Annotated in this window: 23 protein-coding genes; 10 read left to right on the forward strand and 13 right to left on the reverse strand. The window is 72.3% G+C overall.

The annotated features are described in order from the left end of the window. Positions 1-28: 28 nt before the first annotated feature. Both AB0G28_RS04275 and AB0G28_RS04280 read right to left on the reverse strand, forming a co-directional pair. Positions 29-505, reverse strand: coding sequence for a CoA-binding protein (locus AB0G28_RS04275; RefSeq protein ID WP_361082813.1), 477 nt, complete (start codon positions 503-505; stop codon positions 29-31). Beyond that, positions 502-1,788 carry an O-acetylhomoserine aminocarboxypropyltransferase/cysteine synthase family protein gene (locus tag AB0G28_RS04280; RefSeq protein ID WP_361082815.1) on the reverse strand — a complete coding sequence of 429 codons (1,287 nt, stop codon included), beginning with the start codon at positions 1,786-1,788 and terminating at the stop codon, positions 502-504. Before AB0G28_RS04280 ends, AB0G28_RS04275 begins: the two co-directional genes overlap by 4 nt. A 94-nt stretch (positions 1,789-1,882) precedes the next feature. Here AB0G28_RS04280 and AB0G28_RS04285 point away from each other — a divergent pair, with 94 nt between their 5' ends. Beyond that, positions 1,883-2,302, forward strand: a complete 420-nt coding sequence (locus tag AB0G28_RS04285; RefSeq protein ID WP_361083143.1) for a VOC family protein — start codon at positions 1,883-1,885, stop codon at positions 2,300-2,302. A 7-nt stretch (positions 2,303-2,309) separates the two neighbouring features. Here the strand turns inward: AB0G28_RS04285 and AB0G28_RS04290 are convergent, their stop codons facing one another. Continuing rightward, the gene (locus AB0G28_RS04290) at positions 2,310-3,131 is read right to left on the reverse strand and encodes an SDR family NAD(P)-dependent oxidoreductase (protein WP_361082817.1); all 822 of its coding nucleotides are present in this window, start codon (positions 3,129-3,131) and stop codon (positions 2,310-2,312) included. A gap of 70 nt (positions 3,132-3,201) precedes the next feature. On the opposite strand from AB0G28_RS04290, the gene AB0G28_RS04295 reads away from it, so the two are divergent. Together AB0G28_RS04295 and AB0G28_RS04300 are read left to right on the forward strand one after the other, a co-directional pair. Then, positions 3,202-4,128: a LysR family transcriptional regulator gene (locus tag AB0G28_RS04295; RefSeq protein WP_361082819.1), complete on the forward strand. Its 927-nt coding sequence runs from the start codon at positions 3,202-3,204 to the stop codon at positions 4,126-4,128. A 77-nt stretch (positions 4,129-4,205) separates the two neighbouring features. Next, complete coding sequence (locus tag AB0G28_RS04300; RefSeq protein ID WP_361082821.1) at positions 4,206-5,060, forward strand: sigma-70 family RNA polymerase sigma factor; 855 nt, start codon at positions 4,206-4,208, stop codon at positions 5,058-5,060. Here AB0G28_RS04300 and AB0G28_RS04305 read toward each other — a convergent pair. Continuing rightward, on the reverse strand, positions 5,057-5,683 hold the full coding sequence (locus AB0G28_RS04305) for a (2Fe-2S)-binding protein (RefSeq protein WP_361082823.1): 627 nt from the start codon (positions 5,681-5,683) through the stop codon (positions 5,057-5,059). The genes AB0G28_RS04300 and AB0G28_RS04305 overlap by 4 nt on opposite strands. Before the next feature lie 93 nt (positions 5,684-5,776). Further along, a complete protein-coding gene (locus AB0G28_RS04310) occupies positions 5,777-6,625 on the reverse strand; it encodes a putative RNA methyltransferase (RefSeq protein ID WP_361082825.1) in 849 nt (282 codons plus the stop codon). A gap of 174 nt (positions 6,626-6,799) precedes the next feature. On the opposite strand from AB0G28_RS04310, the gene AB0G28_RS04315 reads away from it, so the two are divergent. From AB0G28_RS04315 to AB0G28_RS04325, 3 genes are read left to right on the forward strand one after another with little or no spacing between them, the layout of a single operon-like run. Continuing rightward, a complete protein-coding gene (locus AB0G28_RS04315) occupies positions 6,800-8,185 on the forward strand; it encodes an ammonium transporter (RefSeq protein ID WP_361082827.1) in 1,386 nt (461 codons plus the stop codon). Further along, complete coding sequence (locus AB0G28_RS04320) at positions 8,182-8,520, forward strand: P-II family nitrogen regulator (RefSeq protein WP_003103060.1); 339 nt, start codon at positions 8,182-8,184, stop codon at positions 8,518-8,520. Before AB0G28_RS04315 ends, AB0G28_RS04320 begins: the two co-directional genes overlap by 4 nt. Positions 8,521-8,530: 10 nt before the next feature. Beyond that, the gene (locus tag AB0G28_RS04325; protein ID WP_361082829.1) at positions 8,531-10,846 is read left to right on the forward strand and encodes a [protein-PII] uridylyltransferase; all 2,316 of its coding nucleotides are present in this window, start codon (positions 8,531-8,533) and stop codon (positions 10,844-10,846) included. Between the two features lie 72 nt (positions 10,847-10,918). Here AB0G28_RS04325 and AB0G28_RS04330 read toward each other — a convergent pair whose 3' ends face one another. The 6 genes from AB0G28_RS04330 to AB0G28_RS04355 form a co-directional block, all read right to left on the reverse strand. Then, the gene (locus tag AB0G28_RS04330; RefSeq protein ID WP_361082831.1) at positions 10,919-12,250 is read right to left on the reverse strand and encodes an FAD-dependent oxidoreductase; all 1,332 of its coding nucleotides are present in this window, start codon (positions 12,248-12,250) and stop codon (positions 10,919-10,921) included. Beyond that, a complete protein-coding gene (locus AB0G28_RS04335; protein ID WP_361082833.1) occupies positions 12,243-12,905 on the reverse strand; it encodes a VC0807 family protein in 663 nt (220 codons plus the stop codon). Before AB0G28_RS04335 ends, AB0G28_RS04330 begins: the two co-directional genes overlap by 8 nt. Continuing rightward, on the reverse strand, positions 12,902-13,504 hold the full coding sequence (locus tag AB0G28_RS04340) for a TetR/AcrR family transcriptional regulator (RefSeq protein ID WP_361082835.1): 603 nt from the start codon (positions 13,502-13,504) through the stop codon (positions 12,902-12,904). The genes AB0G28_RS04335 and AB0G28_RS04340 overlap by 4 nt, the downstream gene beginning before the upstream one ends. 67 nt (positions 13,505-13,571) lie before the next feature. Beyond that, the gene (locus tag AB0G28_RS04345; protein WP_361082837.1) at positions 13,572-14,873 is read right to left on the reverse strand and encodes a GGDEF domain-containing protein; all 1,302 of its coding nucleotides are present in this window, start codon (positions 14,871-14,873) and stop codon (positions 13,572-13,574) included. A 187-nt stretch (positions 14,874-15,060) separates the two neighbouring features. Then, positions 15,061-15,813, reverse strand: a complete 753-nt coding sequence (locus tag AB0G28_RS04350; protein WP_361082839.1) for a glucose 1-dehydrogenase — start codon at positions 15,811-15,813, stop codon at positions 15,061-15,063. Positions 15,814-15,836: 23 nt separating this feature from the next. Beyond that, positions 15,837-16,424, reverse strand: a complete 588-nt coding sequence (locus AB0G28_RS04355; RefSeq protein ID WP_361082841.1) for a TetR/AcrR family transcriptional regulator — start codon at positions 16,422-16,424, stop codon at positions 15,837-15,839. A 116-nt stretch (positions 16,425-16,540) separates the two neighbouring features. Here AB0G28_RS04355 and AB0G28_RS04360 point away from each other — a divergent pair, with 116 nt between their 5' ends. Next, complete coding sequence (locus AB0G28_RS04360; protein ID WP_093952287.1) at positions 16,541-16,903, forward strand: hypothetical protein; 363 nt, start codon at positions 16,541-16,543, stop codon at positions 16,901-16,903. Between the two features lie 52 nt (positions 16,904-16,955). Further along, positions 16,956-17,831 carry a Ku protein gene (locus AB0G28_RS04365; protein ID WP_361082844.1) on the forward strand — a complete coding sequence of 292 codons (876 nt, stop codon included), beginning with the start codon at positions 16,956-16,958 and terminating at the stop codon, positions 17,829-17,831. Positions 17,832-18,185: 354 nt separating this feature from the next. Here the strand turns inward: AB0G28_RS04365 and AB0G28_RS04370 are convergent, their stop codons facing one another. Both AB0G28_RS04370 and AB0G28_RS04375 read right to left on the reverse strand, forming a co-directional pair. Then, positions 18,186-18,635: a MarR family transcriptional regulator gene (locus tag AB0G28_RS04370; RefSeq protein ID WP_361082846.1), complete on the reverse strand. Its 450-nt coding sequence runs from the start codon at positions 18,633-18,635 to the stop codon at positions 18,186-18,188. Positions 18,636-18,644: 9 nt separating this feature from the next. Further along, positions 18,645-20,435: an ABC transporter ATP-binding protein gene (locus tag AB0G28_RS04375; RefSeq protein ID WP_361082848.1), complete on the reverse strand. Its 1,791-nt coding sequence runs from the start codon at positions 20,433-20,435 to the stop codon at positions 18,645-18,647. Between the two features lie 184 nt (positions 20,436-20,619). Between AB0G28_RS04375 and ffh the strand changes: the two genes are divergently transcribed. Both ffh and AB0G28_RS04385 read left to right on the forward strand, forming a co-directional pair. Beyond that, positions 20,620-22,158, forward strand: coding sequence for a signal recognition particle protein (gene ffh / locus AB0G28_RS04380; RefSeq protein WP_361082850.1), 1,539 nt, complete (start codon positions 20,620-20,622; stop codon positions 22,156-22,158). Beyond that, a complete protein-coding gene (locus tag AB0G28_RS04385) occupies positions 22,155-23,231 on the forward strand; it encodes an amidohydrolase family protein (RefSeq protein ID WP_361082852.1) in 1,077 nt (358 codons plus the stop codon). Before ffh ends, AB0G28_RS04385 begins: the two co-directional genes overlap by 4 nt. Positions 23,232-23,247 lie beyond the last annotated feature (16 nt).

Here is a 23,247-nt window from a genome sequence, read left to right on the forward strand (position 1 = left end):
GAACCCGTCGCAAGCGAAATACCGGCCGCTAGGGTGCCGACTGCCGCCGGGAGCTGATCACGCCGGTGTTGAACCCGGCCAGGTGCAGGCCGCCGGCGAAGCGCGCGTGCTCGATCTTCACGCACCGGTTCATCACCACGTCCAGTCCGGCTCCGGCCGCCCGGGCGGCCACCGGCTCGTGCCACAGGCCCAGTTGGAGCCACAGCGTCCGCGCGCCGGCGTCGATCACCTCTTCGGCCACCTGCGGCAGGTCGTCGTGCTTGCGGAACACGCTCACCAGGTCCGGTTCGCCCGGGACGTCCTTGAGCGAGGCGTACACCGGCTGGCCGAGGAGCGTGTCCAGGCGCGGGTTGACGAAGTTGACCTCGTAGCGCGTCGACGAGAGCAGGTAGGTCGCGACGAAGTAGCTGGGCCGCGCCGGGTTGGCCGACGCGCCGACCAGCGTCACCGACTTCGTCCGGTTCAGGATCGCGCGCCGCTCGACCGCGCCGACGTCGTACGTCATCCGGCCACCGCCTTGCCCAGTGCCTGGTCGAGGTCCCAGAGGATGTCGTCGACGTCCTCCAGCCCGATCGACAGCCGGATGAGGTCCGGGCCGACGCCCGCGGCGGCGAGCTGCTCCGCGGACAGCTGCGCGTGCGTGGTCGACGCCGGGTGGATGACGAGCGTCCGCGCGTCCCCGACGTTCGCCAGGTGCGACAGCAGCTCCACCGATTCGACGAACTTCTCGCCCGCGGCCCGGCCGCCGTCGATGCCGAAGGAGAACACCGCACCGGGTCCGGCGGGCAGATACCGCCGAGCCAGCTCGTGGTGCGGGTGCGACGGCAGTCCCGCATACGACACCCAGGCCACGCGCGGGTCGGCTTCGAGGTACTCGGCGACCGCGCGGGCGTTCGCGACGTGGGCGTCCATCCGCTGGGGCAGCGTCTCGACCCCTTGCAGCAACAGGAAAGCCGAGTGCGGCGAAAGGACCGCGCCGATGTCCCGCAGCTGTTCGGCGCGCAGCCGGGTGCAGAACGCGTATTCGCCGAAGTTCTCCCAGTACCTGAGGCCGCCGTAGCTGTCGACGGTCTCGGTCATCCGCGGGAACTTCCCGTTGCCCCAGTCGAACTTCCCGGATTCGACGACGATCCCGCCGAGCGTCGTCCCGTGGCCGCCGAGGAACTTCGTCGCCGAGTGCAGCACGATGTCGGCGCCGTGCTCGATCGGACGGCACAGGTACGGCGTCGCCAGCGTCGCGTCGACCACCAGCGGGATGTCGTGGGCGTGCGCCAGATCCGCCAGCGCCGCGAGGTCGGCGATGCCGCCGCCGGGGTTGCCGATCACTTCGGTGTAGAGCAGCCGCGTCCGGTCGGTGATCGCCGCGGCGTAGTCGTCGATGCCGCCGCTGACGAACGTCGTCTCGACGCCGAACCGCCGGAGGGTGCCGGTCAGCTGGGTGACCGTGCCGCCGTAGAGGCCGCTCGCGGACACGATGTGGTCGCCGGCCTCGGTGAGCGCGCTGAAGGTGAGGAACTCCGCGGCCTGCCCGCTCGCGGTGGCGACGCCGCCGATGGCGCCTTCGAGGCTGGCGATCCGCTCCTCGAACGCGGCCACGGTCGGGTTCCCGATGCGGCTGTAGACGTTGCCGTACTTCTGCAGCGCGAACAGGTTGGCCGCGTCGGCCGCGTCCTCGAAGACGAAGCTCGTGGTCTGGTAGATCGGCACCGCGCGGGCGCCGGTCGCCGGGTCGGGCGTGCCGCCCGCGTGCAGGGCGCGGGTGCGGAAGCCCCAGCTGCGTTCACTCATCGGCGCCCACGGTAACCGCAGGATCCCCCGGATGACACGCCTCCCAGGGCGTGGGCGGCGGCTAGGCTCGGAGCCCGTGACGGTGCGCTGGAGCGTGACGATCGACTGCGCGGAACCCCGCGCGCTGGCCAGGTTCTGGGCGGTGGCCCTCGGCTACATCGAGCGGCCGCCCCCGGCGGGGTTCGCGAGCTGGGAAGCGTGGTTCGCCGAGCACGACGTGCCCGAGGCGGAGTGGGACGACGGCGCGTACCTCAGCGATCCGGAGGGCGTCCTGCCCAGCCTCAGCTTCCTGAAGGTGCCCGAGGCGAAGATCGCGAAGAACCGCCTCCACCTGGACGTGCAGGCCGGCGGCGGCCGGGACGTGCCGTGGGAGACGCGCTGGGAGCGGGTCGTCGAAGCGATCGCGCGGCTCACCGCGGCGGGCGCGACGGTGCTGGCCGAGCACGAGCTGGACGGCCGTCCCGACCACTTCGTGCTGGCCGATCCGGAGGGCAACGAGTTCTGCGTGCTCTGAAGCGGGGTCACGTCCAGGGCAGCACGCGGCCGAACCGGACCAGTTCGCCGTAGGTCGCCGGGTCGAGGTCGGCGAACACCAGGTCCAGCACCGCCCGCGCCGCCTGGTCCGGCGTCTGTGCCTGGCTGAAGTCGCTGAACCAAGGGCGCGACGCGCGCGTGTCGACCAGGCCCGGGCAGACCGCCGCGACCAGGGTGCCGTCGGCGATGTCGGCTTCACGGCGTCCGGCCGCCACCGCGCGCACCGCCGCTACCTGAGCGACCTTGGACGGCACGTTGATCCACTCCGGCCAGCCCTGCTCCCGCGCGGTTCCGTCGTGGATCGCCGAACGCCAGTCCTCGACGGCCTTCTCGACGTCGTCCAGCGAGACGTTGTCGAAGCGCGGCCGCAGTGCCTCGGGCAGGTGGCCGAGGGTGCCCAGCGAGCTGGCGACGACGACCAGCCGGCCGCCCGGCCGCAGGACCGGCCCGAACGACCGGAGCACGGCGTGGGTGCCGCCGTTCGCGACGTCGAGGAAGACGTCGGCCTGCTCGGCCTGCCGGTCCGGGTCGAGTGGGGCGATGGCGTTGGAAAGCACGATGTCCACGGCTCCGAGGTCCCCGGCAAGGGCGGCCACGGCCGCGGAGTCGGAGACGTCGAGGACGCGGCCTTCGACCCGGCTGCGCGTCGCGGGGTCGGCGGCGACGCGGGCGGCGGCGGCCGCGACTCGCCTGGAGTCCCGGCCGGTGAGCAGGACGACGTCTGCGGGAGCCAGGCGGGCGGCGAGACCGCGGACGAGCGCGAAGCCGAGGCCCTGGTTGGCCCCGGTCACCAAAGCGATGCGTGTCATACCCGCACGCTAAGTCCGGCGCGGGCATGCGAAAAGCGAGAATCCGACAAGCCTGGTATGCGTAATCGTCATGGACTTCGGTGACGTCTCCCTGGTCGCCCTGCGCGTGTTCCGCGAGGTCGCCGAACGCGGCACCCTCACCGCGGCCGCGGCGGCGCTGGGCTACACGCAGTCCGCGGTGTCGCGCCAGATGGCGTCGCTCGAGCGGGCGGCGGGGACGCCGGTGCTGGACCGGCGGCCCGACGGCGTGCGCCTCACCGCCGCCGGGACCGTCGTGCTGCGGCGGGCGATCGCGGTGCTCGACGAGATCGACGCCGCCGGCCGTGAACTGGCCGGGCTGCCCGCGGAAGCCGGGACGGTACGGCTGGGCTGGTACCCGAGCGCGGGCGCGGTGCTGGTGCCGCGCGCGGTCGCCGAGCTGCGGCGCACGCACCCGGCGGTCACCGTCGTCACCCGCGAGGGCACGACGCCGGTCCTCGTCCGGGCGCTGCGCGCGGGCACGGTCGACCTGGCCGTGCTCGGTTCGGCCCCGCCGTTCCGGCCGCCGGACGCGGAGACGCCCGCGTTGCGGGTGGAGACGCTCGCCGAACGCAGTCTTTGCCTGGCGGTGCCCGCCGGTCATCCGCTGGCCGCGGCCGGGGTGGCCGACTTCGCGGACCTGCGCGGGCAGCGCTGGATCGCCGGGCCGTCGGCGGGTGAGGCGACGCTGATGGGCGTGTGGCCCGGGCTGGACGAGCGACCCGAGATCGCCCACACGGCCCGTGACTGGCTGGCCAAGCTGCGCCTGGTCGCCGCCGGGTGCGGGCTGACCACGCTGCCCGCGTCGCTGGCCGAGGCGGTTCCGCCGGGGGTGCGGGTGGTGGCGGTGCGCGGCGGGCCGTCGGAACGGCGGCGCGTGGTCCTCGCGCGGCTGCCGGGGCCGCTGTCCGAACCCGCGGCGCTGCTGGCGGGGGCTTTGCGCCGGGCGGCGGCCGCCGCGGTGCCGCTGGATGACTGAGATCACTTCCGTTCCGGTCACATCGGCCGCGTCCGCGGGGTCTACTGCTACGACACCGGCGGAAGGAACAGGACACAGTGGACGCGCTGACCGAGCGGTTCGAGCAGGAGCGGCCGCGGCTGCGGGCGGTCGCCTACCGGATGCTGGGTTCGGCCGCCGAGGCCGACGACGCCGTCCAGGAGGCGTGGCTGCGGTTCCACCGCACCGACGCCGGCGAGATCGACAACGTCCCCGCCTGGCTGACGACCGTGGTCGCCCGGGTGTGCCTTTCCCTGCTGCGCACGCGCCGCAACCACCGCGAGGAGCCCCTGGACGGGCAGCCCGAGCCGGACGACGACCGCCGTGACCCCGGTCAGGAGGCCGAGCTGGCCGATTCGGTCGGGCAGGCGCTGCTGGTGGTGCTCGACTCGCTGGGGCCGGCCGAACGGGTCGCGTTCGTGCTGCACGACATGTTCGCGGTGCCGTTCGAGGAGATCGCGCCGATGATCGGCAAGACCCCGGCCGCGGCCCGGCAGCTCGCGAGCCGAGCCCGCCGCCGCGTCAAGGGCGGTGCCGCACCGGATGCGGACGTGCCCCGGCGGCGCAAGGTCGTCGAAGCGTTCTTGGCGGCGTCCCGCGGCGGTGACTTCGAAGCGCTGCTCGCCCTGCTGGACCCGGACGTGGTGCTGCACGCGGACCGGTTCGTCGGCCCGAGCCCGGCACCGATCGTGCTGCACGGCGTCGAGAGCGTGCGCCGCGGCGCGATCCTGGCGTCCGAGCGGGCGCGCGCGAGCGAACTCGCCCTGGTCGACGGCACACCCGGCCTGCTCATGGTCCGCGACGGACGGCTCGCGGTCGTCCTGGCATTCCGCGTGGACGACGACCGGATCACCGGCATCGAGGTCATCGCCGACCCGGAGCGGCTCGCCACGCTGGAGCTGGCGGTCCTCTAACCCAGGGCGGCCCTCAGGCGGGCTTCACGCTCGGCGGGCGTCTGGCGCGGGCAGCTCACGCACTTGGGGTTGCCGACCTCGTAGATCAGGCAGCAGGAGGCACGCCGGACGGCCGGGGTGCGTCCGACCCGGACGAAACGAGGTTTCGGCAGGCCCAGGTCGATGGCTTCGACCAGGGGCTCGGCGAGGGTCAGCGCGCGTTCCGGGTCGGGCGTCCACAACAGCCGGTTGCCGATCGAGTCGGTGGCGATCGCCCCGAGCGCCCGCTCCCGCGCCCCGCAGACGGCGGCGATGGTCGTGATCGCGGTCCCGAGGGCGCGGGTGAGCGCGGCGCCCAGCTCGGGCAGGCCGCCGTCGAGGGCACGGGTGGACCGGGCACCGAGGAACCGCCCGTCGGCGACGAGGTCGAGTTCCACGGCGTCCAGCGACGGATCGACCGGCGTCCCGCCCACCAGGCCCTCGACCGCCGGGGCGACCAGCACCGACGAGAGCGAGTACCACCAGATCGTGCCGAGCACCTCGGGCGGCGCGCAGCCGTAGAGCTTCGCCGCGCCGCCGATGCGGGCCCGGACCCACTCCGCGTCCGCGAGCCGGGTCGCGGAGGCGGTCCAGTCGGGCTTCACCCCTTCACCCTCCCAGACTCACCGCCCGCCGGTCGAATTGTCCGTGAAGGCCTCCTTACCGGCCATAAGAGCCGGTAAGGAGGCCTTCACGGCTCAACGCCTCCGGTAGGTGGAGACCGTGAACGACACCGTCACCACCTGGGGCTCGCGCAGCGCGTCGAGGCGCTCACGGCGGCCGCCCCGGTCCAGGTGGAACCCGGCGGGACCCATCTCGACGGCCTGGCGTGCCTGCCGCGGCGTCAGCTCCACCTCGCGCCGGACCTCCTTGCGCTCCTCGCGCGCGAAATACGAGCCAAGGGTGGCGTCCAGGCGCTCGTCCTTGCGCTCGTCGACGGCCAGGACGAGGTCGCCCAGCTCGCGGAGGTGGTCCGGCGCCGGGGCCGCCACGACCAGCAGGCCGCCGGGCCGCAGCACGCGGTGGAACTCCGGCCCGTTGCGCGGGGCGAAGACGTTCAGCACCACCGACGCCACGCCGTCGCCCACCGGCCACGGCTCCCACAGGTTCCACACCGCGGCGCCCAGCCGGGGATGCGCCCGGGCCGCTCGCCGCAACGCCACCGCCGAGACGTCCAGCGCGAGACCGAACGCCTCGGAAGCCTCCAGCACCCGCGCCAGGTAATAGCCGGTGCCCGCCCCAGCATCGACGACGAGGCCGTCGGTTGCCGCGCAGACGCGGGCCAGCTCGTCGGCAAGGGGCCCGTAGGCGCCCGACGCGAGGAAGTCCGCGCGCGCCGCGACCATCGGTGCCGTGTCCGCCGTTCCGGCCGGGATTCGCGCGTGCAACAGGTTCACGTAACCCTGGCGCGCTAGATCGAAAGAGTGGCGGTTCGCGCAACGCAGCGTGCGGCCCGCTAGCCCGATCGGGTCGCCGCAGAGCGAACACCGCAGCGCGTCGACCACCGGGGGTGGCAGTGGGTCATTCCCGCGGTCGGTCGGTGTCATGGGGATATTCGACCACGACGTTTCACAACCGGACACCCGACCACGGGTCCTGGGAAACCTGCCCGTAACAACCGGGCGCGGACAGTTCACGCGGGCGAAACCTCACGCGCCGCCCCGTGAAACACCGCGAGCCAAAACTGCCAACGCACGAACCCAGGGCACGGGAGGACGATTGTGCTGAACGCAGGAGACACCGCGTGGGTATTGGCCAGCGCCGCGCTGGTCATGCTCATGACCCCAGGACTGGCGTTCTTCTATGGCGGCATGGTCCGCGCGAAGAGCGTCCTGAACATGCTGATGATGAACTTCATCGCGCTGGCCGTCGTGGGGGTGCTGTGGGCCCTGTACGGCTTCTCGATGTCCTTCGGCGACGACGCCTTCGGCGGCTTGCTCGGTAACTTCCACTTCGCCGGCCTCGAGAACACCTTCGGGAAGCTCGCCGGCTTCGCGGTCGCCGCGACCGACACCACCCCGGCGGTCGCCTGGCCGGGTTCGGACGCGCTGCCAGTGCTCGCGTTCGTGATGTTCCAGCTGATGTTCGCGATCATCACGCCCGCGCTGATCTCCGGCGCCATCGCCGACCGCGCGAAGTTCTGGGGCTGGACGCTGTTCGTCGTCATCTGGGTGACGATCGTCTACTTCCCGGTCGCGCACTGGGTCTTCTCCTTCAACGGCTTCGTCGGCGAGAACGCCGTCGGTGGCTGGATCGCCAACAACCTCAAGGCACTCGACTTCGCCGGTGGTACCGCGGTCCACATCAACGCCGGTGCCGCGGGGCTCGCGCTGGCGATCGTGCTCGGCAAGCGCAAGGGCTGGCCGAAGGACACCGGCCGCCCGCACAACGTGCCGTTCGTCCTGCTCGGCGCGTCCCTGCTGTGGTTCGGCTGGTACGGCTTCAACGCCGGCTCGGCGCTGGCCGCCAACGACCTCGCCGCCGTCGCGTTCACCAACACCACCGTCGCCACCGCCGCCGCCGTCCTCGGCTGGCTGCTGGTGGAGCAGATCAAGTTCGGCAAGCCGACCACCCTCGGCGCGGCTTCGGGCGCGGTCGCCGGCCTGGTCGCCATCACCCCGGCGTGTGGTTTCGTGAGCCCGCTCGGGGCCATCGCGATCGGTCTCATCGCCGGCGTGCTCTGCGCGCTCGCCATCTCGCTCAAGTTCAAGTTCGGCTTCGACGACTCGCTCGACGTCGTGGGCGTCCACCTGGTCGGCGGCATCGTCGGCACCCTGCTGATCGGCTTCTTCGGCACCACCAGCGTGAACTCGCTGAGCGCGGACGGCCTGTTCTACGGCGGCGGGTTCACCCAGTTGTGGCGTCAGGCCGCGGCCGCCGGTGCGGTGCTCGCGTACTCCTTCGTGCTGTCCTTCATCATCGGCTTCGTGATCAAGAAGCTCGGCGGCTTCCGCGTCAGCACCGAGGACGAGGTCAGCGGCATCGACGAAGCCCAGCACGCGGAGAGCGCGTACGACTTCACCGGTACGGGCGGCGGCCTCGGCTCGCCGAACACCATCCCGGTCAAGTCCACCCCGGCCGCGAAACTCGAGGAGAGCAAGGCATGAAGCTCATCACGGCGATTGTGAAGCCGTTCACGCTCGACGACGTCCGCTCCGCGCTGGAGCAGCTGGGCGTGCTGGGCATGACGGTCAGCGAGGTCCAGGGTTACGGCCGCCAGAAGGGCCACACCGAGGTCTACCGCGGCGCGGAGTACTCGGTGGACTTCGTGGCCAAGCTGAAGATCGAGGTCGTCACCGACGACACCAACGTGGAGAAGGTCCTCGACGCCATCACCACGGCCGCGCACACCGGCAAGATCGGTGACGGCAAGGTGTGGGTGACGCCGGTGGAGACCGTCATCCGGGTACGGACCGGCGAGCGCGGCACGGACGCCCTATAAGGCGTCTGGGATGGCCGACGGGGGCGAACTGGTCAAGGCCACCGAGCGACTGCTCGAGGGCAGGCACGGGAGGCTGGGGGCGTCCGCTCTGCGGGCGGCCCTGGTCGACCTCTACGAGTTCTGGCTGGGCAGGGGAGCCTCGGCGGCCGGCGTCGACACCGCGGAACCGGGTGTCGCGCTGGTCGCCGTCGGCGGGCTCGGCCGCCGGGAGCTGGTGCCGTTCTCCGATCTCGACCTGCTGCTGGTGCACAACGGCAACAGCGGCGTCGGCGAGATCGCGGACGCGCTCTGGTATCCCTTGTGGGATGCGAAGGTCGGGCTGGACCACTCGGTCCGCACGCCCGGCGAAGCACTGAAGGTCGCCTCGGAGGACCTCCGGGTGGCCATGGGCCTGCTCGACGCCCGGCACCTCGCCGGGGACGCCGAGCTGAGCGGCCGGCTGGTTTCCGCGGCGCGGGACCAGTGGCGCCGCACGGCGCGCAAGCAGATCCCGGACATGACGGCGTCGGTCCGGCAGCGCTGGGCCCGCAGCGGCGAAATCGCGCAGTCCGCCGAACCGGACCTCAAGCACGGCCGGGGCGGGCTGCGGGACTTCGCCGTCCTGGAAGCGCTGGCCGCCGCGCAGCTCACCGCGCGGCCGGGCGAAGAACTGCTGGAAGCCAAGCAACTCCTGCTCGACGTCCGCACCGAGCTGCGGCGTGAGATCCGGCGCGAACGGGACGTCCTGTCCGCGCCGGAGGCCGAGCTGGTCGCCGCCGAACTGGGCTTCGGCGACCGGTTCACCTTGGCCCGCAAGCTTTCCGGGGCGGGCCGCACGATCGCGTACGCACTCGACGTCGCGCTGCGGTCCACTGTGGAGCCACCGAAGACGCGCTTCGGACGGCGCCCGGCCCGGACGCCGCTGGCGGAAAACGTGGTGCTGCACGGCAACGAGGTCGCGCTGGCCCGCGACGCCGTCCCGGCGAAGGACCCGGCGTTGCTGCTGCGGGTCGCCGCGGCGTCGGCGCGGACCGGCAAGCCGATCGCGCTCGGCACGCTCAAGGCCCTCGCGGAATCGGCGCCGGAGCTGCGCGCGCCGTGGCCCGCGGAGGCGCTGAACGCCCTCGTGGAGCTGCTGGGCGCGGGCGAGGGCCTGGTCGACGCGGTCGAGTCGCTCGACCGGACCGGGCTGTGGGCCCGGCTGTTCCCCGAGTGGGGCGCGGTCCGCGACCTGCCGCCGCGCTCGCCGGTGCACCAGTGGACGGTCGACCGGCACCTCGTGCGCACCTGCGTCGAGGCCGCCAAGCTGACCACCACGGTGCCGCGGCCGGACCTGCTGCTGATCGGCGCGCTGCTGCACGACATCGGCAAGGGCCGCGACGCCGACCACTCGGAGCTGGGTGCCAAGATCTCCGCGCAGGTCGCGGCCCGGCTGGGGCTGAGCCCGGCCGACGCCGCGACGGTGTCGGCGATGGTCCGCCACCACCTGCTGCTGCCGCACACCGCGACGCGGCGCGACATCAGCGAACCGGCGACGGTGGCGCGGGTGGTGAAGACCCTGGACAGCGACATCGTCCTGGTCGAGCTGCTGCACGCGCTGACGCAGGCCGACTCGCTGGCCACCGGTCCGGGCGTCTGGACGGACTGGAAGGCGCGGCTGCTCGCCGAGCTCGTCTCCGGCTGCGAAGAAGTCTTGCGCGGCAAGGGGTTCACCGCACCGGAGCCGATGGACGAGGAACAACGCGAGCTCGTCGCCCAGGCCGTGGCGTCGGGCAACGGCGAGATCCGGATCAGCTCGCACGGCAAGGTCGTCACGGTCCTGCTGGCCGTCCCGGCCCGCGCGGAGCTGCTGGCCCCCGCGGCCGGCGTGCTGGCGCTGAACTCGATGGAGGTGCACTCGGCGGTCCTGCGCGGCCACGACGGCGGACGCGCGGGCGTGTTCACGGCGTCCCCGAAGTTCGGCTCGCTGCCGGACGCGACGCTGCTGCGCGAGCAGTTCGCCCGCGCGGTGGCGGGAACGCTCCCGCTCACCCAGCGCCTGGCGGCGAAGGAACGCGACTACGGCTCGCCCGCGGCGGCCCCGGTCGCCCCGAAGATCCTCTGGTTCGACGACGAGACGACCGGCCCGGACACGGTGGTCCTCGAACTGCGCGCCGCCGACCGCATCGGCCTGCTGTTCCGGGTGGCGGGAGCATTGCGCCGCTGCGACGCGGAGGTCCGCTGGGCGAAGGTGTCGACACTGGGCGGCGCGGTGGTGGACTCGTTCGCGGTGACCCCGCGCAGCGGCCGCATCGAGCCGGGCTGGCGCCGCGAGGTGGAGCAGGCGGTCCTCGCCGCGGCTTCCTGACCGGGCTCGCCCCAAGTCCGTGAAGGCCTCCTTACCGGCTCTTATGGCCGGGAAGGAGGCCTTCACGGCTTTTCAGCAGGGCGAGCCGAGCCAGCGGTGGAGCGCGTCCTCCAGGCCGGGGCCGCCGTCCCAGGCCACGTATCCGTCGGGCCGGACGAGCCGAGGTGCCGCCCCCAGGCGGCCCTCGACCCGTCCGGCCCATCCCGCCGGCACGGTCGCGCCGACCAGGACCGCGCGGCCGTCCGGGCCGGCCGGAACGCCGGTCGCGCGGCCGGTAGTACCGGGGTAGGCGATCCCGAGCCCCGAAAGTTCCATGGCGACCGTGCGGCGTGCTTCGGGGACGGCCAGCAGCTCCGTGAACACCGTCCGGACCGCCGCCGCGTCCGGGTCGGGGACGCCGAGGACCGCCTGGGCGCGCGTGCTGACCAGCACCCTCGCCGCGATCGGGTGGCGCTCGTCGTGGTAGCTGTCGAGCAGCCCGTCCGGTGCCGTGCCGCGGACCGTCGCGGCCAGCTTCCAGCCCAGGTTCACCGCGTCCTGCAGGCCCAGGTTGAGCCCCTGCCCACCGACCGGGAGGTGGACGTGCGCCGCGTCGCCCGCGATGAGCACCCGGCCGTGGCGGTACCGCTCCAGCAGCCGGGACGCGTCGCCGAACCGCGACGCCCACAGCACGTCTCCCACGAGAATTCCCGGTCCATGCGCCGCGGTCAGGGCCCGTTGCAGCTCGTCCGCCGTGACCGGGGTGTCGCGGCCGAGCCGTTGCTGCTCCTCGCCGAAGACGATCGTGCGGTAGCGGCCGCCGGACAGCGGCAGCAGGTAACCCGATCCCGACGACGGCAGCTGCCAGTCCTCCGCGAGCCCGGCGGGCTTGGCGGCCAAGGTGATGTCGGCGACGACCAGCGAGGTGCGTGCCGGGCGGCCAGGGAACGCGGCACCCAGCAACGTCCGGACCGTGCTGTGCCCGCCGTCGGCCGCGACCAGCCAGCCCGCCCGGTGTTCGCGCCCGCCCGCGGTGACCGTGACGCCCTCGCCGTCCTGCGCGACGGCGGTGACGGCCGCGTCGCGCAGCACCGGCGTGCGCAGCCGTGCCTCGATCGCCGCCGCGACGTGGACCTGTTCCACGCCGAGCTGGTAGGGGAACGGGGTCGGCAGGTCCGTGTAGTCGATGGGAACACCCGAGAAGTGCCCGGCGGGCAGCTTCGCCTGGACATGCGGCTCGATCGCGGCGAGCAGCCCGCGGTCGGCCAGCACCTCCACCGACCGCGGCTGCAGGCCGAGGGCTTTCGACTGCGTGGCGGGCTCCGCGTCGCGTTCCAGGACCAGCACGTCGAGCCCGGCGCGCTCCAGTTCGAACGCGGTCAGCAGGCCGGTGGGGCCCGCCCCGGCGACCAGGACGTCAGGCATCGAGGTTCTCCTTGCGCAGGTACCAGACGTGCCAGGCGATCAGGACGGCCAGCGCGCCGAACCACGCCACGTTGGTCACCAGCGCGATGAGGTCGATCGGCAGCGTGTAGACCAGCACGACGTGCAGCACCGCGCCGGCCAGCAGCACCCCGCCCCACGCGGCGGTGTTGATCCGCAGGCCGCGCCGGAATCGGGCGTCGGTGTCCCACCGGGCCGCCCACGCGTCCGCGCCCTCGGCCCCGCGCTTCACCTCGGCGATCGTTCGGCCCAGCGTGAGCTGTGCGGGCTTGCCGACGAAGACCGTGACCAGCATCCACGCGCCGAACAGGCCACCCAGCGCGGCGGTCCAGCCTTCGCGGATCACCAGCGTGCGCGGGTCGTCCGACAGCAGGCCGAGCACCACCGACAGCACGAGCACGCTCAGCGTGACCAGGGCGACGAGGTCGATCCTGCGGTTGCGGACGACGGTCCACAACACGTACGGCGCGGCCACCAGGACACCGGTCATCAGTGCCCACCACTGGCTCACCCCGGCGGCGCGCAGGCCGTAGAACAGCGCCATCGGCACGACCACTTCGAACACGACGGTGAGCACGTTGGCGCGGACGAGCCGGCGCAAACCGGCGTCGGGTCCGGTCTTCGGTTCGGTCATCATTGCGATCCCCCAGCGGTTTCGGGTGCGGTCGCCCGCACGTACAGGTCGGCGAGCTCGCGGCCCAGGCGCGCGAGCTCGGCGGGTTCGGTGCCGGCCGCGGCCGCGGTGGCGACCACGGCGTCGAGCCCGGCGGTGAAGGAGAGCGCCGCGGTCCGGGCGTCGAAGGCGCCGAAGACGCCGGCGGCCTGCCCGGTGCGGAAGTGCTCTTCGAACAGCGCGAGCCGCCCGTTGACGGCGGCGCTCTGCGAGCCCGCGTTCTTCACGAGGTCGATCAGGGCCCGGACCTCGGCCGGGTGCTCGCCGACGAGTTCGACGTTCGCCTCGACGTAGGCGCGCAGCTGGGCGACGTGGCCGGTGGCGCCGTCGATGCGCGGCTGCATGAACGCCCCGGTGACCTCTTCGATCTCGGTGACGCAGGCGGCGAGCAGGTCGTCCTTGCCCGCGAAGTGGTAGCTGATCATCCCGGTGCTCGAGAGGCCGGCGTGCTTCGCGATCCGGCTGAACGACGCCATGGCGTACCCGGCTTCGGCGATCACTTCGATCGCCGCCCGCACGATCTGGGCTCGCCGGCCCGACTCGGTGAACGTTCTTGCTCGCATGAGCAAAATTTAGCTCAACCGAGCAAAATCCACAACTGCGCTGTTCAAGGCAGGTTTTTAAGGAGGATCAGGCGGTCGCGGTGCCGTCGACGACCTGGTTGCGGCCCGCGTCCTTGGCCCGGTACAGGGCCCGGTCCGCGGCCTGCAGCAGGCGGTCGACGGCCGTGCCGCCGTCGGGGTAGGTCGCCACGCCGATCGACGCCGAGAGACCGCCGATGACGCGGACGTCGTGGCCGTCGGAGTACTCCACCGTCAGCACCTCGATCGCCGACCGGATGCGCTCGGCCACCGCCAGCGCCGCCGCCGGGCCGATGTCGGGGAGCAGCACCACGAACTCCTCGCCGCCGAAGCGGCCGACCGAGTCGTAGTCGCGGACCGCGCTCTTGATCGCCGCCGCGACCGCGCGCAGCACCTCGTCGCCCGCCAGGTGGCCGTGCTCGTCGTTGATCAGCTTGAAGTGGTCCAGATCGATCATCAGCACGCCGAATGTGCTCCGCGTGGCGCGCTGGGCCCGCGCCAGTTCGCGCGAAGCGAGCAGATGCCACCCGGTCGTGTTGAACAGGCCGGTCTTCTCGTCGGTCGTCGCGGCGATCTCGAGCTGCTTGATCAGCACCGCGCGGTGCAGCACCAGCAGCGGCGGCAGGATCGCGACGGCGAGCGCGGGCAACGTCGCCAGCGCCAGCGCCGTGAGCATGCCCAGGCAGAGCGTCGCGGCTTCGAGGAGGTTGTCGCCGAGGCCGCCGAAGAGCGCTTTGACCGAACGCGTCGTGATCGTCAGCGCCGGGACGATCGTGACCGCCGCGACGACGAAGTACGTCACGGCGGCGAGCGCGACGGCCGTGACGCCACGCCCGCCCGAGGTCATCGCGGTCCCCATGTCGTCGACGCGAAACCGCGTGAGGACGAAGGCCGCCGAATAGCAGGTGAGGACCACCAGGGTCGCGTTGAGGATCGTGCGGAACGGCGGGACCTGGCGCAGCCGGTACCAGCTGCGGCCGGCCAGGTGCGCGTAGAGGGCGGCGACCAGCACGGCGACCAGCGCCGGGGGCAGCACGAGCACCCCGGCGAACGTCCACACCGACGTCATGTTGATGTACGGCGGACCGTGGACGCGCCGGCGCATCCGCTCGACCTTGCGGCCCAGCTCGGCCTGCGCGACGCCCAGCGCCAGCAGCAAGCCGAGGAGCACGAAGTCGTGCCGGGCCGGTGGCGTCGTGACCGACGTCGTCACCGTGGCCGCCACCGCGACGCTTTCGACCAGGAAGCAGTAGGCGATCAGGGAGCGGCGCTGACGCCAAAGCGTCCATTCGCGCAGCCTGAACGGAGCAAGCCGCCGGCGGGATTGGCCGGCCGCGGAACCGTTGCCCATACTCACCGCACTGCGCCCCCGCATGCCCGGACGGATCCCGAAGGTCGACCAGAAGAATAGTCGACCTCCGGGGCCGAGGTCGGCAAAACGGCGCCGGACCGAGAAAGGGGGCTGTCATGCGCAACCGTGATTCCTGAAACCGCGACCACCGGCGGTCAGCTCGCCGGAAAACGCCGGGTGGGGCCGCTCAAGCGGTCGCGCCGCCGTCGACCACCAGGTCGTGTCCGACGGTGAAAGCCGCTTCGTCCGAAGCCAGCCACAGCACGGCGGCGGCGACTTCGGCGGTGGCACCCACCCGGCCCAGCGGGATCGCGTCCTTGAGCCGCGCGGCCCGGTCCGCGTCCGTTTCACCGGGCCGGCGCGACATGTCCGTGTCGGTGGCGCCCGGGCTGACGGCGTTGATGCGGACGCCCTCGGCGATGTGGTCGAGCGCCGCCGCCTTGGTCAGCGCGGTCACCGCGGCCTTCGACGCCGCGTAGGCCGCCAGGTTCGGCCGCCTGCGGTGCGCGCCGATGTTCGACGCCATGTTGACGATCGCGCCGCCGCCGTGGGCCCGCATGTACGCGATCTCGTGCTTCAGGCACAGCCAGGTGCCGGTGAGGTTCGTGCCGATGACCGCGTCGAAGACCTCCTCGGCCAGGTCCGCGGCGGGCGCGGGGTCGCCGAGGATGCCCGCGTTGTTGAACGCGACGTGCAGCCCGCCGTGCCGCGCGACGACCGTCTCGACCATCCGGGCGACGTCGCCGGAGTCGGTCACGTCGACGGTCACCGCGCTCGCGTCGCCGCCGATCTCCTTCACCGCCGACGCGAGCCGCTGCTCGTCCCGCCCGGCGACGACCACCGTTGCGCCTTCGGCCGCGAACGCCCGCGCCGTCGCCCGCCCGATGCCCGAGCCGCCGCCCGTCACCAGGACGACCTTGCCGGTGAACCTTGCCCCCATGAGTGACCCTCTTTCTGGTCTGATCAGTCTCGAATAAGGACGCGCATGGCCTGGGAGACGGCCGCGTGCACCCGGCTCGCCGCGTCGGCGCCCTTGCCCACGACGCGCAGTCCCTGGAGCACGGTGAGCAGGAACCGCGCGAGTGCCGCCGGGTCGCTGCCGTCGGAGAGCTCGCCCTCGGCCCTGGCACGTTCCAGCGCCATGGTGAGCGCGACCTCGAGGGTGTCCCAGCTGCGTTCCACCAGCCGGGCGACCTCGGGGTCGTGGGGAAGCAGCTCGATCGCCGCGTTGACGACGAAGCAGCCCGTCCTCGTTTCGTCACCGAGGATTTCCGCCACGTAGCCGTCGAAGAGCCGGCGCACCGCGGCCACTCCGGACCCCGGCTCCGCCAGCCGGGACACCACCCGGGCGTCGGCTCGCTCCGCGTACCGCTTCAAGGCGGTCACGTAGAGGTCGTGCTTCGTGCCGAAGGTGGCGTACAGGCTGGCCTTGGCGACCCCGAGGTGCGTGACGAGGTCGCTGACCGACGTCGCCTCGTATCCCTGACGCCGGAAGAGCGCGAGGGCGCCGTCACAGGCTTCGCCGACGTCGAACTCCTTGACCCGGGACATGATCGAAACCCTAGCCATATCGAGAACGCTCGGTCAAATATGTGAGCGGCGGTGTGTCGTGTCCGGTCACGGCGCGTGCGGTGGCACTATGGCTGCTCCGACCGCGAGGGGGAGTGATGCAAGATCGGCTGACGCTGCCGCCGACGGTTGTCGCCACCCACCTGCGGACCTGCGCCGAGGAGCTTGCCGCGGGCCTGCGCTGCGGCGGCCCGGGTGCCACGACGGCCGAGCTGACCGACGTCGTCGCCCAGCTCGTCGCCGGCCAGGAAGCCATCTCCCACGCGCTCGCCGGCCTCGTCGCCCGTGTCGAAGGCGGTTCGGACGCGCTCGCGGCCGCCCCGGCGCTCGACGTCCAGGTGGTCAAGGAGGTGCTCCGCGCGGCGGCCATCGCGTCCCGGTGTTCGGCGGAGGCGCTCGACGAAGTGACGCCGTCGTTCGAATGTGTGAGCGAATCCGTCGCGCCTGACACCCGTTTGTAGCTGTCGGGCCGCGCGGCCGCGTGTCTAGCCTGGAGCTGCGGAGGTGGCACGGATGCGCGCGGTGTGGACGGGCACGATCGGGTTCGGCAGTTACGCCATTCCGGTGAAGGCGTACAACGCGACCGAGGAGCGGGAGCTCCCGCTGCACCAGGTGCACGAAACCGACGGCGGCCGCGTCCGGGTCAAGCGCGTGTGCGAGGTCGACGGTGCCGAGGTGCCGCCCGGCGAGATGGTCCGCGGCTACCCCGTCCCCGGCGGCGACGTCGTCCTGCTGTCCGACCACGAGCTGGCGTCGCTCCCGATGCCGGGCCGCACGATCGCTATCCGCGGGTTCGCGCCGCTGGCCGACGTCGACCCGATCTGGTTCGCGAAGAGCTACTACCTCGAACCCGAGCCGGCGGGCACGAAGCCGTACGTGCTCTTCAGCGAGGCACTCCAGCAGTCGGGGCGGATCGCGCTGGTCACCGTCGCGCTGCGCCGCCGCGAGACGCTCGGCGCGTTGCGCGTGCGCGACCAGGCGCTCGTGCTCGAGACGATGCGGTGGCCGGACGAGGTGCGCACGCCGGACTTCCCGTTCCGGCACGCCGACGTCGACATCCGGCCGGGCGAGCTGCGGCGGGCGGTGCAGCTGGTCGAGGAGCTGACCGGCGAGTTCGACCCCGGTCGCTACCCCGACCGGTACCGCGAAGCCTTCGAAGCGCTGGTCCAGGCGAAGATCGACGGCGAAGAAGTCGTCCAGCCGACGGCCGCCGAGCAGGCCGAGGGCGTCACGCGGCTGCTGGCGGCGTTGCAGGAGAGCGCCTCCGAAGCCGAAGACGCGCGCAACGCGTCCGTCGCCAAGGCCAAGGCCGCCGCGTCGAGGGCGGCGAAGGCGCGTACAACGGCGAAGCGGGCCGCGACGCGTAGCCGCACGAAGACGTCCGGCTGAGTATTACTACCCACGGGTAATTGAGGGTTCTCCCACTGCTGGCCGGGTATGTCGGAGCGGCAGACTTCGTCCTGCCGGCGGGTACCGGACCGCAGGCAGGGGGGAGAACCGGACGGCCCCTGGGGAGGTGAGCCGTCCGGGGAACCCAGGGTTCCGGGGCGGGCCGATGGAGGAGCGGTCCGTTCCGGAACCCGCCGCACCACGGGGAGGTGGTACGGCACGGGAGTCCGCAGGCTGCCGCGGAGGGATCGAGGGGTCTCCGCGGCAGCCTTCAGGCGGGTCGGACGTCTTGAACGACTCGTTCAAGACGTCCGATGTCCTGAACGACTCGTTCAGGACATCGGCGGCCTGGGTTCAGGCGTCCGCAAGCCGGATCAGCAGGTCGGCGGCCAGCCTGAGCAGCTGGCGCTCGGTCGGCGAGAGCGTGGACTCGAGCGCGTCGGCCAGCCAGCGTTCGCGCTGGGTGCTGTACTCGCGCAGCAGCGCCAGGCCGTCCGGGGTGATGCTGACCCGCGAGCGGCGGCCGTCCTCGGGATCCGGGGTGCGCGTGACCAGGCCTCGGCTGGTGAGCGACGCGAGGATCCGGGTCAGCGACTGCGGCTGCAGCCGTTCCGCCTCGGCCAGCTCGGTCGGCGTGTGCGTGCCCGCCCGGTAGAGCCGGCTCAGCACCGCGAGCACCGCCGGGCCCGGGCTGCCCTGGTCCACCTCGGCGCGCATCCGCCAGTTCAGCCGCCCGACGCCTTCGCGCACGCGCCGGGACAGGTCCGCGAGCTCGGCGTCCGCGTGGAGGGTGTCGGGGTGCATGGCCCCAGATTAGGCGGTTCCCCGGACCAGCCGGGCATAACGCCCGCCGCGCGCCAGCAGCTCCTCGTGCGTCCCGCGCTCGGCGATCCGGCCCTCGTGCAGCACCACGATCTGGTCCGCGTGCTCCACAGTGGACAGCCGATGCGCGATCGTCAGCGTGGTGCGGCCCGCGGCGAGCCGGTCGAGCTCGGCCTGCACCGAGCGTTCCGTGCGCGTGTCGAGCGCGCTGGTCGCTTCGTCGAGGATCAGCACCGGCGGGTTGCGCAGCAGGATCCGCGCGATCGCCATCCGCTGCTTCTCGCCGCCGGAGAACCGGTAGCCGCGCTGGCCGACGACGGTGTCGTAGCCCTCGGGCAGCCCCGCGAGGGTGTCGTGGATGTGCGCGGCCTTGGCGGCCTGCTCGATCTCCTCGTCGGTCGCGTCCGGCTTCGCGAAGCGCAGGTTCTCCCGGACGGTGTCGTGGAAGAGGTACGTCTCCTGCGACACCATCCCGACGCCGGCGGCGAGCGACTCCAGGGTGACGTCCCGGACGTCGACGCCGTCGATCGTCACCGACCCCTCGCTCACTTCGTACAGCCGCGCCACCAGGTACGCGAGCGTCGTCTTGCCCGAGCCGGTCGAGCCGACCAGCGCCGTCGTCGTCCCGGCGGGGACGTCGAGGTCGATGTCCCGCAGTGTCAGCGGGCCGTCTTCGTCGTAGCGGAAGGAGACGCCTCGCATCGAGACGTCGCCGCGGCGCACCTCGAGCATCCGCGCGCCGGGCTTGTCGGCGATCTCCACCGGCAGGTCCAGCACCTCGAAGATGCGGCCGAACAGCGCCTTCGACGTCGCCACGTTCTGCCCGATCGCCTGCATCGCGCTGGCCGGCGCGACCAGCCGGTTCAGCATGCTGGTGAACGCCACCACGGTGCCGAGCGAGATCGGCGAGGCGCCGCCCGCGAGCGCCAGCCCGGCGATCCAGTAGACCAGTGCCGGGATCACGGTGAGGCTCATCGCCCGCGACGCCGTCTGCCACCGCCCGGCCAGCGCGGCGGCCCGTTCCAGCGACGCGATCTCCCGCGACTCCGCGCCGAAGCGCTCGCGCATCGCGCGTTCGTTGCCCATCGTCTTGGCGAGCAGGACGCCGGTGACCGACAGGGACTCCTCGACCATCGTCGTCAGCCGGGCCATCCGCCGGGTCCGGCCGCGGGCCAGGTTCCGCCGCTTCTTGCCCAGCCGCAGCGTGAACAGCAGGAACAGCGGGACGACGATCAGCGAGAGCGCGGCGAGCTGCCAGTCGAGCAGGACCAGCGCGGTCGCGATGGCGATCGTCGTGGTCGCGTTCTGCACCACCGACCCGGCGGTCGTGGTGATCACGTTGTCGACGCCGCCGATGTCGTTGAAGACCCGCGAAAGCACTTCGCCGCTCTTCGTCCGCGTGAAGAAGCCGAGCGACATCCGCTGCAGGTGACCGTAGACCGAGACGCGCAGCTCGTTCATGACCCGCTGCCCGATGGTGTTGGACAACCCGGTCGTGGCGACGCCGAGGGAGCCGCTGCCGACCGAGCAGACGATCATCCCGGCGGCCAGCAGGCTGATCAGCAGCGTGTCGCGGTGGGGCAGGGCGTCGTCGAGGATCTCGCGCAGCAGGAACGGCGAAACGACGCCGAGGCCGGCCTGCAGGACGATCAGCGCGAACAGCGCGGTCATGGGCCCGCGGTGCGGGCGGAAGAGGCCGACGATCCGCCGCAGCGGGACCGGCTCGTCGGCGTCGGCGGCCGGTTCGGCGAGCGACGGCCGGGGTCTGGTCGCGGAAGTCATACACGTATGTTTACTTGATTGCCGTCGGACGGCCAGTGCTTTTCCCGAATCTCGGATCAAACTAGTACGCACACGTTTAGTATGTGCGCGTACCCGCGAGGCGGGGCAAGCCGGAGCGACTACCCTCGACAGAGCCGGCCGAGTCCGGCGCGCCACCATCGACCCAGCTGGAGCGTGCACACCCGTGTTCGACACCCTCTCCGATCGGCTCACCGCCGCCCTGCAGACGCTCACGCGCAAGGGCAAGCTGTCCGACGCCGACATCGACGCCACCGCGCGCGAGATCCGCATCGCGCTGCTGGAGGCCGACGTCGCCCTCGGCGTGGTCAAGACCTTCATCGCGAGGATCAAGGAACGGGCGAAGGGCGCCGAGGTCTCGCAGGCGCTCAACCCCGCGCAGCAGGTCATCAAGATCGTCAACGAGGAGCTCGTCGGGATCCTCGGTGGCGAGACGCGCCGGCTCAGCCTGGCGAAGACCCCGCCGACGGTGATCATGCTCGCCGGTCTGCAGGGTGCCGGTAAGACGACGCTCGCCGGCAAGCTCGCGCTGTGGCTGAAGAAGCAAGGCCACGCGCCGATGCTCGTCGCCTGCGACCTCCAGCGCCCGAACGCCGTCACGCAGCTGCAGGTCGTCGGCGAGCGCGCCGGCGTCGTGACCTTCGCCCCCGAGCCGGGCAACGGCGTCGGCGACCCGGTCGACGTCGCCCGCCGCGCCATCGCCGAGGCCAAGCACGCGCAGCACGACGTCGTCGTGGTCGACACCGCGGGCCGGCTGGGTGTCGACGAAGAGCTGATGAAGCAGGCCGCCGACATCCGCGACGCGGTCGACCCGGACGAGGTCCTGTTCGTCGTCGACGCGATGATCGGCCAGGACGCCGTGACGACGGCCGAGGCGTTCCGCGACGGCGTCGGCTTCACCGGTGTCGTGCTGACCAAGCTCGACGGCGACGCCCGCGGTGGTGCCGCGCTGAGCGTCCGCGAGGTCACCGGCCAGCCGATCCTGTTCGCCTCCAACGGCGAGAAGCTCGAGGACTTCGACACCTTCCACCCCGACCGGATGGCGTCGCGGATCCTCGGCATGGGTGACGTGCTCACCCTGATCGAGCAGGCCGAGCAGGCCTTCGACCAGAAGCAGGCCGAGAAGGCCGCGGAGAAGCTGTCGAGCGGCCAGCTCACCCTGGAGGACTTCCTCGAGCAGATGCTCGCGGTCCGCAAGATGGGCCCGATCGGCAACCTGCTCGGCATGCTCCCGGGCGCGGGCCAGATGAAGGACCAGCTGGCCCAGGTCGACGACAAGCACCTGGACCGGTTGCAGGCGATCATCCGCGGCATGACGCCGGCCGAGCGCGCGGACCCGAAGATGATCAACGGTTCGCGCCGGCTGCGCATCGCCAACGGTTCCGGCGTCACCGTCCGCGAGGTCAACGACCTGGTCAACCGGTTCTTCGAGGCCCGCAAGATGATGGCCCAGATGGCGGGCCGGTTCGGCTTCGGCGGCGGGGGCGGCTCCAAGTCCCGCAAGGGCAAGAAGGGCAAGAAGGGCGGGCGCGGCCCGACGCCGCCCAAGGTCCGCGGCGGCTTCCCCGGTGGCATGCCGATGCTGCCGCCGGGCGGGCAGATGCCGGGTGGGATGCCCGACCTGTCGCAGCTGGGTGGCATGAACGACGTCCCTGGCTTCGACCCGTCGAAGTTCAAGCTGCCGAAGAACCCGAAGGACAATTGAGCACGGCGCTGCACGCCGCCGGGGTGATCCTGCCCGGCGGCGAGCCGGGGGAACTGTGGATCACCGGCGGCCGGATCTCGTTCGAGCCGGTGCCGGACGCCGAATGCCTCGGCCGGGACGTCTTCCTCGTGCCCGGCCTGGTCGACGCGCATTGCCACCCCGGCATCGGCGTCGGCGGGCCGGTCACGCTCGAAGAGGCCACTGAGCAGGCGATCACCGACCGGAACGCCGGGACGCTGCTGATCCGCGACTGCGGCCTCCCGATCGACGTCCGGCCGCTGCAGCGGCGCGCCGACCTGCCCACGATCATCCGCGCCGGACGGCACCTCGCGCTGACCAAGCGGTACATCCCCGGCCTCGGCATCGAGCTGGACGACCCTTCGCAGCTGCCGGACGCCGTCGCCGGGCAGGCGCGGGACGGCGACGGCTGGGTCAAGCTCGTCGGCGACTGGATCGACCGCGGCGCCGGCGACCTCGCGCCGCTGTGGCCGGACGACGTCCTGGCCGAAGCCGTCAAGGTCGCGCACGACCACGGCGCCCGCGTCACCGCGCACGTGTTCGGCGAAGCCGCGCTGCCCGGGCTGATCGCGTCCGGCATCGACTGCCTGGAACACGGCACCGGCCTGAGCTCCGACCAGCTGGCCGAGCTGGCGCGTCACGACGTCGCGCTCGTGCCCACGCTGATCAACATCGAGAACTTCCCGGGGATCGCCGACAAGGCGGGCAAGTACCCGGCGTACGCGGCGCACATGCGCGCGTTGCACGCCGGCGTCGGCGAGATGGTCGCTTCCGCCATCGAAGCGGGCGTACGCGTCTACGCGGGCAGTGACGCCGGCGGCCTGGTCGAGCACGGCAGGCTCGTCGACGAGATCGAGGCGCTCCACCGCGCGGGCCTGACCCGCGAGCAGGCCCTCGCGAGCGCGTCCTGGGCGGCCCGCGACTGGCTCGGCCACCCCGGCATCGCCGACGGCGCGCCCGCCGACCTGCTCGTCTACCCGAGCGATCCGCGCGAGGACCTGGGCGTCCTCCGGCACCCCTCGCACATCGTGCTCGGCGGTGTCGTGTACGCGTGACCCCCGCTGATTTCCT

This window comes from Amycolatopsis sp. NPDC021455 (assembly GCF_040640995.1).
Classification (GTDB): Bacteria; Actinomycetota; Actinomycetes; order Mycobacteriales; family Pseudonocardiaceae; genus Amycolatopsis.